This window comes from Domibacillus antri (assembly GCF_001936625.1).
Classification (GTDB): Bacteria; Bacillota; Bacilli; order Bacillales; family Domibacillaceae; genus Domibacillus; species Domibacillus antri.
In genome coordinates this window covers 88,507-103,200 of the sequence record NZ_MSDU01000003.1, presented here as the reverse complement: position 1 = coordinate 103,200, position 14,694 = coordinate 88,507, and the positions used below count along the sequence as shown (strand labels likewise).

The following is a 14,694-nucleotide window of genomic DNA, read 5'->3' as shown; positions in this document are numbered from 1 at the left end:
GTTCGGAGGATTTTCATGGGACATGACTCAAGGAGCCGGAAAGAGAAAGGGAACGTTGTCTCGTTTTTTCCGACAGGAGAGTTTTACTATTTAAAAGGAATGAAGGCGCTCGAAAGACGGGAACTGCAAAAAGCGAAAAAATACTTATCGCGGGCGATGGATCTGGAGCCGCTGGAACCGATTATTGCCTGCCAGCTGGCTATTGTGGAAACAGAACTCGGTCATTATGAACAATCAAATGGATTGCTTCATTTTGTGCTGGATGATCTCGATCCGCACATGAGTAAGTGCCACTATTTTTTAGCAAACAATTACGCGCACCTCGGATCGTTTAAAGAGGCGTTCCGTCATGCGCAGGCATATTTGGATTTAAATGAAAAAGGCGAATACAGTGAAGACGCGGAAGATTTGCTTGATTTAATTACACTGGACAGCGAAGAGGCTTTTGAGGATTTGTACGAACAGGATGAAATGATGGAGCTTCAGGAAGAGTCCCGTTATTTACTTGAAAGCGGTCATTTTGCGAAAGCAGCTGCTCATCTCGAAGAAACGGTAAAGAAATACCCGGACTTTTGGGCGGCGTATAATAATTTGGCGCTCGCTTATTTTTATCTCGGACAGACCGAGAAAGCGCATCAAGTGCTTGAAGATGTATTAGAGAAAAACCCTGGCAATCTGCATGCCCTCTGCAATAAGATTGTGTTTTATTTTTATGAAAAAAAGCAGGAGCCGCTCGATTATTTAGCGGATCAGCTGGCAAAAATTCAGCCGCTCATTCCCGATCAGCAGTTTAAGATCGGGGCGACATTTGCGCTTATTGGCCGCTATGAAGAAGCATACCGGTGGCTGAAAAAGCTTCAAAAAAACGGGTTTGAAGGGGAAGCTGGCTTTTACTACTGGCTCGCGTATGCGGCTCATTTTACCGGGCATCCTGAAACAGCACGTTCGGCTTGGAAAAAAGTGATCCGCGACAATCCGGAAAAAGAAGGTCTGGAACCGTGGAATGGCACTCTGGAGGAAAGTGACATTGAACGGAACCCAGAAGCCATTGTCCGATATTTAAATGGCGGCCGCGATGAAGAACGGTTATTCGGTATTTTTCTGCTTTCGCTTGCCGCTGATCAAAAAGAAGTCATGACCCATCCTGATTTTTGTGATATCGATCATCTGCAGCCGCATGAGAAGATTTATATGGCCGATGTGCTCGGCATGCCGGTGGACAGCGCGCTGTTAGCGGAAATGAATACACGGCTTGCGCATGAAACGGCGCTTACGCTGTACCGTCATTTCCGGCCGCTTAAAAAGGAAGAGGAAGGTCTTTTTTTAATCTGGTTTTCGATTTTTTTGGAGATTCAGTATCAAAAAGTGAAGCTGACCAAGCCGGCTGGTCTTGCGGCGGCGGTCGAATATGTTTGGCGAAAGCTTCGCAGTGATACGGTCAGCCAGTCCGGCGTGGCGGATAAATACGGCGTCTCCGTATCGACCGTGCAAAAATACGCGAAATTTATCCGAGAGCACCTTTTATGAGCAAAATATTAGACGGAATTAGTGAAATTAAGTAGGATTAAAAGTATAAACTAAAAAATACGTTTCAGGGTATATATTATAGAAAAGGAGTGCAGATATTATGTCCACTGAAGAAAAAATTTATGACGTGATCATTATCGGTGCCGGTCCTGCGGGGATGACGGCTGCTGTCTATACATCACGTGCGAATCTCTCAACATTAATGATTGAACGCGGCGTGCCGGGCGGCCAGATGGCCAATACGGAAGAGGTTGAAAACTATCCGGGCTACGATCACATCCTTGGTCCTGAATTATCGACAAAGATGTTTGATCATGCGAAAAAATTTGGTGCCGAGTATGCATATGGCGATATTAAAAAAATTATCGACGGCAAAGAATACAAAACGATTGATGCAGGATCGAAGCAATATAAAGCACGTGCGATCATCATTACAACAGGAGCGCAATACAAAAAAATCGGTGTGCCCGGTGAAAACGAACTTGGCGGCCGCGGTGTATCTTACTGTGCGGTCTGCGACGGCGCTTTCTTTAAACAAAAAAATCTCGTTGTTGTCGGCGGCGGTGACTCTGCCGTTGAAGAAGGCGTGTATTTAACTCGTTTTGCGGAAAAAGTAACGATCGTTCACCGCCGTGATGAGCTGCGGGCGCAAAAGATTTTGCAGGACCGCGCATTTGCAAATGATAAAGTGGACTTTATCTGGAGCCATACGGTAAAAGAAATTAATGAAAAAGACGGAAAAGTCGGCAGCGTGACGCTCGTTTCGACTAAAAATGGCGAAGAGCGCGAATTCCCGGCAGACGGTGTCTTTATTTACATTGGTATGGTGCCGCTCACGAAGCCATTCCTTGATCTTGGCATTACAAATGACGAAGGCTATATTGTAACGAACGAAAAAATGGAAACAAAAATCCCTGGCATTTATGCGGCGGGAGACGTGCGTGAAAAAATGCTCCGCCAAATTGTGACAGCAACTGGTGACGGCAGCATTGCGGCCCAGGCTGCTCAGCATTATATTGAAGAATTGAAAGAAGAAATGGGCGTAAAAGCGTAATCCATTTTTTACTTGTTCGTAATCAATCTGAAATATGCGGGTGGTACAATGGTTTTGTAATCAAACTGCCCCCCTGCAGATTTGTACACCGCGTCCGGCTATGGCCGGGCGCTTTTTTTAGGCCCACAGGATGTGGGTCACAAAGGTGTGGCGATTGAGGTCGCGAACTTAGCTTTTATCCTTATACCGTCGTTCCTGCTTTTCTAATAAAACACACCCGGCAGCGTTGAACTTCTTTCTGCGTACATATATAATAAAGGAAATATATGTTGGGCGACTTTTTGGGGGTGTTTTTTGTGCAGCGTGTCACAAATTGTGTGCTTGTGAAAGACGATCAAGTATTTTTAATGCAGAAGCCGCGCCGCAACTGGTGGGTGGCCCCCGGAGGAAAAATGGAGCCGGGTGAATCTGTCCGCGATGCGGTGATTCGAGAATTTCGTGAAGAAACCGGTCTCTACTTGCGCAATCCAAATGTAAAAGGCATTTTTACCTTCATTATTAAAGAAGGGGATCAAGTATTGTCCGAATGGATGATGTTTACCTTCTTTGCTGATCAGGCAGATGGCAGCCCATTGACGGAAACAAGAGAAGGAGTTCTTCAGTGGAAGTCAATTGAAGAGTTAAAAGAACTTCCAATGGCGGAAGGAGATCGTCATTTGCTCGAATATATGGTGCATGGAACCGGCCTGTTATATGGTGCGTTTACATACACACCTGATTTTGAATTAATTTCTTACCGGCTCGATCCGAGTTAATGAAAAGAGAGGGGAATGACGATGGCGAATAATGATGTACAGCTTGTCATCATTACGGGGATGTCAGGCGCCGGAAAAACGGTTGCTGTGCAAAGCTTTGAAGATTTAGGCTTTTATTGCATGGATAATTTACCGCCGACGCTGCTCCAGCCTTTTTTAGCTTTAATGAAAGATTCCGGGCAAAAGCTGAAAAAAGTGGCGATCGTCATGGATATGCGCGGGCGTGAATTTTTTGATCATTTATCGTCGGCGCTTGACGAAGCTGCTGACACGTTGAATACAGCGCCAAAAGTGCTTTTTTTAGATGCGGAAGACGAAGTGCTTGTCCGCCGTTATAAAGAAACACGCCGGACGCATCCGTTGTCGCGTGATGATCGTCCGCTTGATGGCATTCATCAGGAGCGCGAACTGTTAAATGATTTGCGAGGCCGTGCATACATGATTTTAAATACGTCAAAAATGAAACCGAAAGATTTGCGTGAAACGATTATGCGTGAATTTTCACCGGATAAACAAGCATCCTTTACGGTAAATGTGATGTCATTTGGCTTTAAACACGGATTGCCGATCGATGCAGATCTCGTCTTTGATGTCCGCTTTTTGCCGAATCCGCATTACATCGAACATATGAGACCGCGGACAGGGCTTGAAGCGGATGTCGCAGAATATGTGATGAAATGGAATGATACGCAAAAGTTTCTTGAAAAAGTGACGGATCTTCTTACCTTTATGATGCCGCATTATAAGATGGAAGGGAAATCGCAGCTTGTCATTGCGATCGGCTGCACAGGCGGACAGCATCGTTCTGTAGCTTTATCTGAATACTTGGCGAACTTTTTTGCGGATGACTATAAAACCCGTGTTACACACCGTGATATTGATAAACGGAAGGCTTCAAAATCATGACCAAAGCGGCGCAGCCAAAAGTCGTCATTATCGGCGGCGGCACCGGGCTATCTGTTTTACTCCGGGGACTGAAGCGTCATCCAATCGATTTGTCAGCCATTGTCACAGTCGCAGATGACGGCGGCAGCTCCGGACGGTTGCGCGATGAACTGAATATTCCGCCGCCAGGTGATATCCGCAACGTTCTCGCGGCACTATCAGACGTCGAACCGCTTGTCGAATCTCTTTTTCAGCATCGATTTTCAACCAAAAATGAATTGTCCGGCCATGCGCTTGGCAATTTGATGATTGCGGCGCTGTCATCTATTACCGGTGACTTCGGGCATGCGATTCAGGAAATGAGCCGCGTATTAAACGTGCGCGGTAAAGTGCTGCCAGCCGCGAATCAAAGTGTTGTTCTTCATGCGGAAATGGAGGATGGGTCTGTTGTATCCGGCGAATCGAAAATTCCGTACTCAGGGAAAAAAATCAATCGTGTATTTTTAACACCGGAGAAAATTGAACCGCTTCCAGAAACCATTCGATCCATTCGTGAAGCAGATATGATTATCCTTGGCCCTGGGAGTTTATACACAAGTATTTTACCCAATTTATTAGTACCGGGAATCGGTGAAGAAGTATGTGCGGCGAAAGCGAAAAAGGTATACATTTGCAATTTGATGACGCAGGCGGGTGAAACGCTTGATTTTACAGCCTCAGACCATGTCGGCGCGATTTATGATCATATGAAATGTTCGTTTATAGATACCATTCTGGTCAATAAAGAACCGATCCCTGCCGTCATCCAGGAGCGATATAAAGAAGAAAGAGCGAAACCGGTTGTGTATGATGTCGAGAACCTGCAATCAATGGGGCTGGATGCCATTTTCGATGATATCGTCACATATGATGACTGTATCATCCGGCATGATACAGCAAAAGTAGCCGAAATATTAGTGCGCCTCATCCCGAAACGGTAAGCGGACATCACGAGAGGAGTGGTGATGTTGTCTTTTGCATCTGAAACAAAAAAAGAACTGACCACCATTGAAACAAGCGGATGCTGTGCAAAAGCGGAACTTTCCGCACTCATCCGCATGAACGGCTCCCTGTCATTTTCAAACAGACAGCTTGTCGTCAACATTCAAACGGAAAATGCCGCGATTGCCCGGCGTATTTACGTGTTAATAAAACGAAATTATGAAGCGGGAGTAGAACTTCTTGTCCGCAAAAAAATGCGGCTGAAAAAAAATAACGTGTACATTGTCCGGCTGAAAGATGAAGCGAAGGAAATACTGGATGACCTGGCGATTATTGAAGATGGCTTTTCGTTCGTTCATCACATTTCCGAAAAGCTCATTAAGAAAGACTGCTGCCGCCGCGCCTATTTACGCGGTGCATTTTTAGCGGGGGGTTCCGTTAACAACCCGGAAACGTCATCCTATCACCTTGAAGTCTTTTCTCTTTACCAGGAGCATAATGAAGCGCTTTGTGAATTGATGAATACGTTTCATCTGAATGCGAAACCGCTTGAGCGGAAAAAAGGTTTTATCACGTATTTGAAAGAAGCGGAAAAAATTTCGGATTTTTTCAGTATTGTCGGGGCGCACAGTGCTTTAATGCGCTTTGAAGACGTGCGGATCGTTCGTGATATGCGCAATTCCGTCAACCGTCTTGTGAATTGCGAAACAGCAAATTTGAATAAAACGATCGGCGCGGCATTGCGTCAGGTCGAAAATATAAAGTTTATTGACGAAACCGTCGGACTAGGTGTACTGCCGGACCGGCTCCGTGAAATCGCAGAACTGCGTGTCCTTCATCAGGATGTCACGTTAAAAGAGCTTGGAGAAATGGTATCTGGCGCGGCGATCAGTAAATCAGGCATTAATCATCGCCTGCGTAAAATAGATGAAATTGCGGATAAAATTCGAGCCGGAGAACTTGCGTCGGCGAAAAAATAAAAAGGAAGTGAATGAAGTGGTTGAAAAAACAGTAAACGTCCAGTTAAAATCAGGACTGCAGGCAAGACCGGCTGCCTTATTTGTACAGGAAGCGAACCGATTTAACGCCGAGATTTTTCTTGAGAAGGAAGGCAAAAAAATTAATGCGAAAAGCATTATGGGGATCATGAGCCTTGCGCTCGGACGCGGCACAGACGTGATCATCAGTGCGGAAGGACGCGATGCAGAAGAAGCTGTTGAAACACTGGCGGAACTTGTAGAGCGGGAAGAGTGGGTATAAGAAAGCTTGGAATGAACCATTAGCCGAATAGGGGCTGTTAAAAAGTCGCCTGTTCGGATTTTTTGTGTTTCAGTATAAAAACCCATTCAGTAAGGGGATGGTGCATATGGGGCTGACCCATAACAGCGGGTGGAAGACCGGATCACGCCCCATTTAGCCCGATTTGTCAATATGAAGGCCGGATTCATTGATAATCCGGCCAAAAGAACAAGAAACCGTTCATGCGTACGATCCGCATCGAAAAAGCGTTAAATAAACGGCGCACAAAAGTGTTAAGTGGCTGGAAAATCACAAGAAAAGTATCACAAGACTTGTTTTTTCTTTTTTTCGTATTCCAATTCAAAAAGGGCTCTCGTAATAAAATCAGCGGTTTTATTGGCCATTTTGTAAACCAGTGAAAGGCGTGTGCACTGAAGAACTTGCAGAGGAAGAAATCCTCCCGCATTGACTATACCTGAAATGCTGTAATCTCCGATAGGCGGCAGGTCTTTTTGAACCCCTGATCCTGGTTTCATTGGTCCTTTTTCGAGATGAATGGTTCCTATATGTTTGGAAGAGCCAAGGCAGGAATCGATGGCAATAACGGTTGGATCTCTATGATTTTGCTGGATTAATTGAGCAGTCTCTGCTAAATTTTTAGCGTGAACAGGGTGATCCAAACAGCCATAAACCGAGACATGAGTATATTTTCTGAGGGTAAACGTTTTTTTTAGTCTTAATCCGACAAACGGGCCGTAGCTGTCACCTGAAGATCGGTCTGAACCTATACAAACGAAGACCACTTCTTGCTTATCAGATACAATAGGCTTTAATTCGTTTTTCATATTGTGAACAAAAAAAGCTTCATCTACAAATTGCCTCATAATTTAGAAACCACCTTGCCACCTGTTTATGATCATTTGATCTTTTCTTCACTTTATTACAAATGAATCGCAATATTCCTTTACTAAAAATGTTCTGATTTATTTCGGGTGAAATAGGCTCATGTACTAAGCGGCCGGCTTAAAATCTTTTTTTGATAAAATGTATTATTTACAGTTTTACATATTTTTATCCAGTTTTTTAAAGTGTCTTCGGTAAAGTGAAAATTCCCGCCGTGATACGGTACCGAAGGGTTCTTTTGCGAGCTGGGGCAGTCTAATTTACAAATAGAAAAGTTATGAAATGTTTTGCTTATATTGATATGACGGCTTTTTGTAATAATTTGTCCAAAAAATAAATGTAATGGAATAGATTACAGGGTTTATAATGGGATGTACCCAATTATTGTACGAAAAGACAAAGCCATTGAAAGATGGTGACGTAAAGCTATAGGGACTAAGGCATGGAAACATGTTAAGTCAGCCAGTTGTCGAATACGATTTCCGTACAATTTTTAACAGGGGGAACACTTTATGCAGCTCTATTCTATGAAAGAAATTTGGACGACGTTAAAGTGGATTGGAATCAATAACTTTAAATCGCTTAATAAAGATGGTGTTTATGACACCAAGGTTGGTAGTAACCCAGGAAAGAGAATGAAAAGATGGGGTTAAAAGATAAAGGGTGGGAACGTTCAGCGGGTCAGAAATTTTCAAAAGAGGAAACACTATTTATCCAAACACTAACCAATGAAAGAAAGAGACGAAGAATTACCCAAGAAGATCTGGCAAAAAAGGCCGGATTGGATCAAGCTGCTGTTGGGCGATTAGAAGCAATGGGAGGGAATCCTACTTTAAAGACTATTGTAAAAATATTAAATGCAATGGATATGCAGTTGAAAATTGTGGATAAAGAATAAATTGTGATATTTGTTTATTAGAAGTGAAAGAATAGAAGGAATTATTCGGCTGGGGGAGTTTAGGGGAAATATTTGCTGTTATTTATGGCATTCGGGACAAAATAAAAAAACTCCAAAACCTTATTGTAAAGGCTTTGGAGTTTTTTTATCATTTCATATCGAATTGTATAAACGCCCTCGGCAGGAATCGAACCCACATCTCAAGAACCGGAATCTTACGTGCTATCCGTTGCACCACGAGGGCATGAAGAGTACATTTCAAAATTATAGAGGATAAGCGATAAAAATGCAACTATTAATTGAAAAAACGTTCACAAACAGAAAATCATTGTTGATTAGCAGGAATTTGCCGGGGGAAAGAAGAAAACGTACACATAGAAAAGCATAACGTTTGACCTTCATTGACCTTGAATTGTATGATGGTTAAACAGAACAGCAATTAATAAGGAGGAACATTCATGAATTTAATTCCTACAGTTATTGAGCAAACAAACCGTGGCGAACGTGCGTATGACATTTACTCCCGTCTTTTGAAAGACCGTATCATCATGCTTGGCAGCGGAATTGATGATAACGTGGCAAACTCGATTGTCGCGCAGCTTCTTTTCCTGGAAGCGGAAAATCCTGAAAAAGATATTTCCATCTACATAAACAGCCCGGGCGGCAGCATTACAGCCGGTATGGCAATTTATGATACAATGCAGTTCATTAAACCGGATGTACAGACGATCTGCATCGGAATGGCGGCATCTATGGGTGCATTCTTGCTTGCGGCTGGTACAAAAGGAAAACGCTATGCGCTTCCAAACAGTGAAGTGATGATTCATCAGCCGCTTGGCGGGGCGCAAGGGCAGGCGACGGAAATCGAAATTGCGGCCAAACGCATTTTGTTCCTTCGTGAAAAATTAAACGGCATTTTGTCTGAGCGTACAGGCCAGCCTCTTGAAGTCATCGCGCGCGATACAGACCGCGACAATTTCATGACTGCCGAACGTGCGAAAGAATATGGTCTTGTAGATCATATCGTTACGCGCAACGAAGTGACAAACAAAGAAAAGTAAACTGTACGACCTGCAGCTGCAGGTCTTTTTTTTTATGATGTCAATCTGTATAATAGTGAAAGGGGGGGAGCACGGATGAATATGCAGATGAAACCGGGATTGTGGCAGCAGCAGACAATGAAGCTTACGATGACTCAGGAACTGACGCAGGCAATAACACTTCTTCAATATTCTGCGCAGGAGCTTGTGGAGTTTCTTGAATCCAAAGCGGTAGAAAATCCGTTTATTCAGCTGGAAGCGCCTGATTTGAAAGCGCTCTACAAAAAAGACAGGCAAACCGGGGTGAAAAGTCAGACGGATGACAAGAATTGGATCGAACATATTCCGGATTCCTCTTATACGATAACCGATCATTGGAACACCCAATTTCAGTTAATGACATTAACCAAGTCACAACGACGAATTCTTGATTTTTTGCTTCATAATATGGATGGAAATGGATATATGAAAATCGAAAGTTCTGAAGCATCCATTTTATTGGGTGAGGAGGAACGAGAAGTTATTTATATTCTTAATTTGATTAAAAGGATGGAACCCTCGGGCATTGGAGCACGTGATTTACAGGAATGCCTGCTCCTGCAGCTGGAGCGCAGCCTGGACGCGCCTTTTCTTGCGGAAAAGATTGTCCGTGATCATTTTACAGAATTTGCGAACAAAACGTGGAAACCGCTTGCGAAAAAGCTCGGTGTGGAGCTGAATGAGATTCAGCAGGCCGCCGATTTTATTCAAACGTTAAATCCGAAGCCCGGCGCTTGTTTTCATCATGATGCATCACCGTATGTGCGTCCGGATGTAACGGTCACTCTATCCGGTGATACAATCGAAGTGCACCTTCTTGATGAAGATTTGCCGAAAGTCATTTTTCAGCGTGATTATTATGAAGAATTGGCGGCGCACTCGGATACAGATGTGAAAAGATTCATAAGGGAAAAAGAAAAGGATTATCAATGGCTGTTAAAAAGCTTGGAACAGCGTCAGCAGACCATTCAGCGTGTTGGCTTGAAGATTGTCCAAAAGCAGCGTGACTTTTTCTTTAGCGGACCCGGTTGTCTGCAGCCGCTGACGATGAAAGAAGTGGCTGATGAGCTGTCCATTCATGAATCGACAGTCAGCAGAACGGTACGGGGGAAATATATGCAGACTCCGTTCGGGACATATGAATTAAAATTCTTTTTCCCGTCCGGTCTCGCAGCAGCGCAGTCAGATGGAGAAGGCACCTCTTCCAATCAAGTAAAGGTGCGTATTGAAACGCTTGTTGCTGCGGAAGATAAAAAAAAGCCTCTATCGGATCAAGAGATTTGTACAATACTAAAAGAAGAGGGACTAACAGTTTCCAGGCGGACAGTTGCCAAATACCGCGAACAATTAAATATACCGTCGTCATCAAAGCGGAAGCGGTACGATTGAGGTGAAAAACGTGGATGTCTTTTTTTACACGCGTCCTAATTGTCATTTGTGCGAAGAAGCGAAATGGGTGATGAAGCTGGTCCAGGAGGAAATCGCCATGACACTCCAAGAGCGGAATATTGATGAGAGTGATGAGTGGACAGAAAAATATGGATTGATGATTCCGGTCGTAGAATACGGTGGTGAATTGGTTCAATACGGACAGATTGATTATGTAACCGTTTTGGAAAAATTAAAACAGAAAGTTAACAAATAATTTAAAAAATAAATGGTCTCTTTCGTTGATTTTTAAATAGCACCCTGCTACAATGAGTTTGTGAGCAGGGAAAAATTTTTTTCGGCTAAGTGGGACACATTGAGTTTTTAATGGGACGCGATTAAACCCGAACAACCGAAGAGGAGCGCCGGATATGAAACCGATATTAAATATTCAACAGCAGCTCGTACCGGACCTGCTTGACATAATGCAAAAACGCTATCGGCTTTTGCAGGCGGTCAGAATTGCAGGGACGGCGGGACGAAGAACGTTAGCCCAGTCGCTCAGCATGACGGAACGTGTTGTCAGAAGCGAAGCGGAGTTTTTGAAAGAACGCGGATTGCTTGATTTTAGTGCAGCAGGAATGAAATTGACAGAAACGGGTATGGATGTGGTGAGAGAGCTGGAAGAATTGATGCTTGAGCTAAAAGGGATCGATTCTATGACAGAGGAATTGAAGTCACGCTACAACTTATCAGAAGCTGTCATCCTTCCAGGTAACTGCGATGAATCGGGATTTGTAAAGAAAGCAATTGGTGAAGCGTGCGCAAGCCGTATAAAGAGCCATCTTGGTGGAAAGACTATCATCGCTGTTACTGGCGGCTCGACTATGGCGGAAGCTGCCCGCACAATGAAACCGGATTTTGCGGAAGGAAGACAGGTATTGTTTGTGCCCGCGAGGGGTGGAATTGGGGACGATGTCCGAAATGAAGCGAATACCGTTGCTGCATTAATGGCACAAAATACAAATGGCTCACACCGTGTTTTGTATGCACCCGAGCGAATCAGCCCGGATGTCCGTGAATCATTGCTGCAAGAACCGGCTATTAAAGAAGCGGTCAGCATGATTCAATCAGCAGACATTGTGCTGCATGGGGTCGGCGATGCCATTGCGATGGCGAAACGCCGCAAAACACCGGAAGCAGAATTATCCGTTTTAGAAGAAAAGGAAGCGGTGGCTGAAGCATTTGGCTACTACTTCAATAAAGAGGGCGAAGTCGTTCAAAAATTGTCGACGATCGGATTGAAGCTGGATGATTTGCAGCATGCAAAAGTCGTTATTGCGGCAGCAGGCGGCGCATCGAAAGGAAGAGCGATTCGATCATACTTAAACGGATCACCGAAACTTGACATTCTTGTAACAGACGAAGCCGCCGCACGCGCACTGCTTGAACAAGCATAATTATTCTAACATCCGAAAGTCTTTGACTTCCGGTTTGATAAACAAATTTGAGGAGGCAACACTCATGACAGTAAAAATTGGTATTAATGGTTTTGGCCGTATTGGACGTAACGTTTTCCGCGCAGCACTTAAAAATCCTGAAGTAGATGTAGTAGCGATCAACGATTTGACAGATGCAAACATGCTTGCACACTTGTTGAAATACGATACCGTTCACGGCACACTTGAAGCGGACGTAACAGTTGAAGGCGACACAATCGTTGTAAATGGCGAGCGTGTAAAAGTAACAGCTGAGCGCGATCCGGCTCAAATTCCTTGGGGTTCTAACGGTGCGGAAGTGGTTGTTGAATCAACGGGCCGTTTCACAAAACGCGCAGACGCTGCGAAACATCTGGAAGGCGGCGCGAAAAAAGTCATCATTTCTGCTCCAGCTTCTGACGAAGATATTACAATCGTTATGGGTGTTAACGAAGATAAATACGATGCGGCAAACCACCAGGTTATTTCAAATGCATCTTGTACAACAAACTGCTTAGCTCCATTTGCAAAAGTATTGAACGAAAAATTCGGCATCGTGCGCGGCATGATGACAACTGTTCACTCATACACAAACGATCAGCAAATTCTTGACTTGCCGCACTCTGACTACCGTCGTGCACGTGCAGCAGCAGAAAATATGATCCCAACTTCTACAGGTGCAGCGAAAGCCGTTTCTCTTGTGCTTCCTGAATTGAAAGGCAAATTGAACGGTATGGCGATGCGTGTTCCAACACCAAACGTATCGGTTGTAGACCTTGTAGCAGAGCTTAAGAGCAATGTAACAGCTGAAGAAGTAAACGAAGCGCTAAAAGCAGCTGCAGAAGGCGAATTGAAAGGTATTCTTGATTACACTGAGCTTCCGCTTGTTTCATCTGACTTCAACGGCAGCACAGCGTCTTCAACAATCGATGCTCTTTCAACAATGGTTATGGAAGGCAACATGGTGAAAGTTCTTTCTTGGTACGATAACGAAAACGGCTACTCTAACCGTGTAGTAGACCTTGTGCAATACATCGCTACAAAAGGTCTATAATAAAAAGCAGCACTGTTTTCCAGCTAACAGTTGGAAATGAACAGTTCACCGTCTATAATGAAGAGGTGAAACGGGGAGCGGGGTACAATCCCTGCTCCTCTTTTTTTCGTCTGTTCCATTATGTCTAGCTGCAGCGGCTAGGCTCTCCAGGTCACAAGTGTCACCAGCTGTGCGGCAAAGAGCGCCGCGTCGCTGATGCCCCTTGCGCTTGTCGAGCCTGGGCAAGCTGCTGCCGCTGTTCAATTAACGATATGGGGGTCTTTTACATGAACAAGAAAACGATTAAAGATCTGGATCTGAAAGGAAAGCGCGTCTTTTGCCGCGTTGATTTTAATGTGCCGATGAAAGACGGCGAAGTAACGGATGACACACGTATCCGTGCTGCCCTTCCAACGATTCAATATTTGTCAGAGCAAGGCGCGAAAGTCATTTTGGCAAGCCACCTCGGCCGGCCAAAAGGTGAAGTGAACGAAGAGATGCGTCTTACGGCTGCCGGCAAACGTCTGGAAGAACTTCTTGGACAACCGGTTACAAAAACAGACGAAGCATATGGCGACAGTGTAAAGGAAGCCATTTCAGGATTGAAGGAAGGGGATGTTCTTCTTCTTGAAAATGTCCGCTTCTATAAAGGGGAAGAAAAGAACGATGAAGAGATTGCAAAAGAATTTGCATCTCTTGCTGATGTGTATGTGAATGATGCCTTTGGCGCAGCTCATCGTGCACACGCATCAACAGAAGGTATTGCTAAATTCCTGCCATCTGCCTCCGGGTTCTTAATGCAAAAAGAATTGGATGTACTTGGGAAAGCTTTATCCAATCCTGACCGCCCATTCACGGCCATTATCGGCGGCGCGAAAGTCAAAGACAAAATCGGTGTGATCGATCACTTGCTTGATAAAGTGGACAATTTGATCATCGGCGGCGGTCTTGGATATACGTTCGTTAAAGCGTTAGGACATGAAGTAGGAAAATCATTGCTGGAAGAAGATAAAATTGATTTGGCAAAACAATTTATGAAAAAAGCAGAAGACAATGGTGTGAAATTCTTAATGCCGGTTGATGTTGTCGTAGCAGATGATTTTGGCGAGCATGCTAATACGAAAATTGTGCCAATCAACGAAATTCCGGCTGACTGGGAAGCCCTTGATATCGGACCGGAAACGGTTAAACTTTATGAAGAAACAATCAAAAATTCAAAGCTTGTGATTTGGAATGGCCCGATGGGTGTATTCGAACTAGATAAGTTTGCAAATGGAACGAAAGGTGTTGCGCAGGCACTGGCAGAATCTGATGCGTACACGATTATCGGCGGCGGTGATTCAGCAGCAGCAGTCGAGAAATTCGATCTTGCAGACAAAATGAGCCACATTTCAACAGGCGGCGGCGCGAGCCTCGAGTTTATGGAAGGAAAAGAGCTTCCAGGCGTCGTGGCACTTGACGATAAGTAATTCACAGATTCGAAGGGAGATTTTT

General features: G+C 44.3%; 16 protein-coding genes, 1 tRNA gene and 1 riboswitch. Of the genes, 15 read left to right on the top strand and 2 right to left on the bottom strand.

From position 1 onward, the window contains the following. The first annotated feature begins 15 nt into the window (after positions 1-15). The 7 genes from BTO30_RS00745 (at position 16) to BTO30_RS00715 (ending at position 6,462) form a co-directional block, all read left to right on the top strand. Entirely contained in the window at positions 16-1,527 is a 1,512-nt protein-coding gene (locus BTO30_RS00745; protein WP_075396799.1) for a tetratricopeptide repeat protein, read from the top strand. Positions 1,528-1,627: 100 nt separating this feature from the next. Next, the gene (gene trxB, locus BTO30_RS00740) at positions 1,628-2,581 is read left to right on the top strand and encodes a thioredoxin-disulfide reductase (protein ID WP_075396798.1); all 954 of its coding nucleotides are present in this window, start codon (positions 1,628-1,630) and stop codon (positions 2,579-2,581) included. Positions 2,582-2,877: 296 nt separating this feature from the next. Then, positions 2,878-3,336, top strand: coding sequence for an NUDIX hydrolase (locus BTO30_RS00735; protein ID WP_075396797.1), 459 nt, complete (start codon positions 2,878-2,880; stop codon positions 3,334-3,336). A gap of 15 nt (positions 3,337-3,351) precedes the next feature. After that, complete coding sequence (gene rapZ / locus BTO30_RS00730; protein ID WP_075396796.1) at positions 3,352-4,242, top strand: RNase adapter RapZ; 891 nt, start codon at positions 3,352-3,354, stop codon at positions 4,240-4,242. Further along, complete coding sequence (locus tag BTO30_RS00725) at positions 4,239-5,201, top strand: gluconeogenesis factor YvcK family protein (protein WP_075396795.1); 963 nt, start codon at positions 4,239-4,241, stop codon at positions 5,199-5,201. Before rapZ ends, BTO30_RS00725 begins: the two co-directional genes overlap by 4 nt. A 27-nt stretch (positions 5,202-5,228) precedes the next feature. Further along, positions 5,229-6,182 (top strand): DNA-binding protein WhiA, encoded by a 954-nt coding sequence (whiA, locus tag BTO30_RS00720; RefSeq protein WP_075397046.1) that lies wholly within the window; start codon positions 5,229-5,231, stop codon positions 6,180-6,182. Positions 6,183-6,198: 16 nt separating this feature from the next. Further along, positions 6,199-6,462, top strand: coding sequence for an HPr family phosphocarrier protein (locus BTO30_RS00715; protein ID WP_075396794.1), 264 nt, complete (start codon positions 6,199-6,201; stop codon positions 6,460-6,462). Positions 6,463-6,764: 302 nt separating this feature from the next. Here the strand turns inward: BTO30_RS00715 and yyaC are convergent, their stop codons facing one another. Further along, a complete protein-coding gene (yyaC, locus tag BTO30_RS00710; RefSeq protein WP_075396793.1) occupies positions 6,765-7,325 on the bottom strand; it encodes a spore protease YyaC in 561 nt (186 codons plus the stop codon). Between the two features lie 404 nt (positions 7,326-7,729). Next, positions 7,730-7,818: riboswitch (cyclic di-GMP riboswitch) on the top strand. Between the two features lie 38 nt (positions 7,819-7,856). Between yyaC and BTO30_RS17315 the strand changes: the two genes are divergently transcribed. Both BTO30_RS17315 and BTO30_RS00705 read left to right on the top strand, forming a co-directional pair. Beyond that, positions 7,857-7,997 (top strand): hypothetical protein, encoded by a 141-nt coding sequence (locus tag BTO30_RS17315; RefSeq protein WP_169829338.1) that lies wholly within the window; start codon positions 7,857-7,859, stop codon positions 7,995-7,997. After that, positions 7,988-8,242, top strand: a complete 255-nt coding sequence (locus tag BTO30_RS00705; protein ID WP_075396792.1) for a helix-turn-helix domain-containing protein — start codon at positions 7,988-7,990, stop codon at positions 8,240-8,242. Before BTO30_RS17315 ends, BTO30_RS00705 begins: the two co-directional genes overlap by 10 nt. 172 nt (positions 8,243-8,414) lie before the next feature. On the opposite strand, the gene BTO30_RS00700 is transcribed toward BTO30_RS00705, so the two are convergent. Beyond that, positions 8,415-8,486: transfer RNA gene (locus tag BTO30_RS00700), tRNA-Arg, on the bottom strand. 214 nt (positions 8,487-8,700) lie between these two features. Here BTO30_RS00700 and clpP point away from each other — a divergent pair. The 6 genes from clpP (at position 8,701) to BTO30_RS00670 (ending at position 14,669) form a co-directional block, all read left to right on the top strand. Continuing rightward, on the top strand, positions 8,701-9,303 hold the full coding sequence (gene clpP / locus BTO30_RS00695; RefSeq protein ID WP_075396791.1) for an ATP-dependent Clp endopeptidase proteolytic subunit ClpP: 603 nt from the start codon (positions 8,701-8,703) through the stop codon (positions 9,301-9,303). Positions 9,304-9,378: 75 nt separating this feature from the next. Next, entirely contained in the window at positions 9,379-10,710 is a 1,332-nt protein-coding gene (gene rpoN, locus BTO30_RS00690) for an RNA polymerase factor sigma-54 (protein ID WP_342743364.1), read from the top strand. A 1-nt stretch (position 10,711) separates the two neighbouring features. After that, positions 10,712-10,966 (top strand): glutaredoxin family protein, encoded by a 255-nt coding sequence (locus BTO30_RS00685; RefSeq protein WP_342743363.1) that lies wholly within the window; start codon positions 10,712-10,714, stop codon positions 10,964-10,966. Between the two features lie 154 nt (positions 10,967-11,120). Next, on the top strand, positions 11,121-12,149 hold the full coding sequence (locus BTO30_RS00680; protein WP_075396790.1) for a sugar-binding transcriptional regulator: 1,029 nt from the start codon (positions 11,121-11,123) through the stop codon (positions 12,147-12,149). Positions 12,150-12,213: 64 nt separating this feature from the next. Next, on the top strand, positions 12,214-13,221 hold the full coding sequence (gene gap / locus BTO30_RS00675) for a type I glyceraldehyde-3-phosphate dehydrogenase (RefSeq protein ID WP_075396789.1): 1,008 nt from the start codon (positions 12,214-12,216) through the stop codon (positions 13,219-13,221). Between the two features lie 266 nt (positions 13,222-13,487). Beyond that, entirely contained in the window at positions 13,488-14,669 is a 1,182-nt protein-coding gene (locus tag BTO30_RS00670) for a phosphoglycerate kinase (protein WP_075396788.1), read from the top strand. Positions 14,670-14,694 lie beyond the last annotated feature (25 nt).

Coding starts and splice junctions, on each gene's coding strand:
- rpoN (WP_342743364.1), top strand. CDS start 9,379: ATGAATATGCAGATGAAACCGGGATTGTGGCAGCAGCAGACAATGAAG.
- BTO30_RS00725 (WP_075396795.1), top strand. CDS start 4,239: ATGACCAAAGCGGCGCAGCCAAAAGTCGTCATTATCGGCGGCGGCACC.
- gap (WP_075396789.1), top strand. CDS start 12,214: ATGACAGTAAAAATTGGTATTAATGGTTTTGGCCGTATTGGACGTAAC.
- trxB (WP_075396798.1), top strand. CDS start 1,628: ATGTCCACTGAAGAAAAAATTTATGACGTGATCATTATCGGTGCCGGT.
- BTO30_RS00705 (WP_075396792.1), top strand. CDS start 7,988: ATGGGGTTAAAAGATAAAGGGTGGGAACGTTCAGCGGGTCAGAAATTT.
- BTO30_RS00670 (WP_075396788.1), top strand. CDS start 13,488: ATGAACAAGAAAACGATTAAAGATCTGGATCTGAAAGGAAAGCGCGTC.
- yyaC (WP_075396793.1), bottom strand. CDS start 7,325: ATGAGGCAATTTGTAGATGAAGCTTTTTTTGTTCACAATATGAAAAAC.
- rapZ (WP_075396796.1), top strand. CDS start 3,352: ATGACGATGGCGAATAATGATGTACAGCTTGTCATCATTACGGGGATG.
- BTO30_RS17315 (WP_169829338.1), top strand. CDS start 7,857: ATGCAGCTCTATTCTATGAAAGAAATTTGGACGACGTTAAAGTGGATT.
- BTO30_RS00680 (WP_075396790.1), top strand. CDS start 11,121: ATGAAACCGATATTAAATATTCAACAGCAGCTCGTACCGGACCTGCTT.
- BTO30_RS00745 (WP_075396799.1), top strand. CDS start 16: ATGGGACATGACTCAAGGAGCCGGAAAGAGAAAGGGAACGTTGTCTCG.
- clpP (WP_075396791.1), top strand. CDS start 8,701: ATGAATTTAATTCCTACAGTTATTGAGCAAACAAACCGTGGCGAACGT.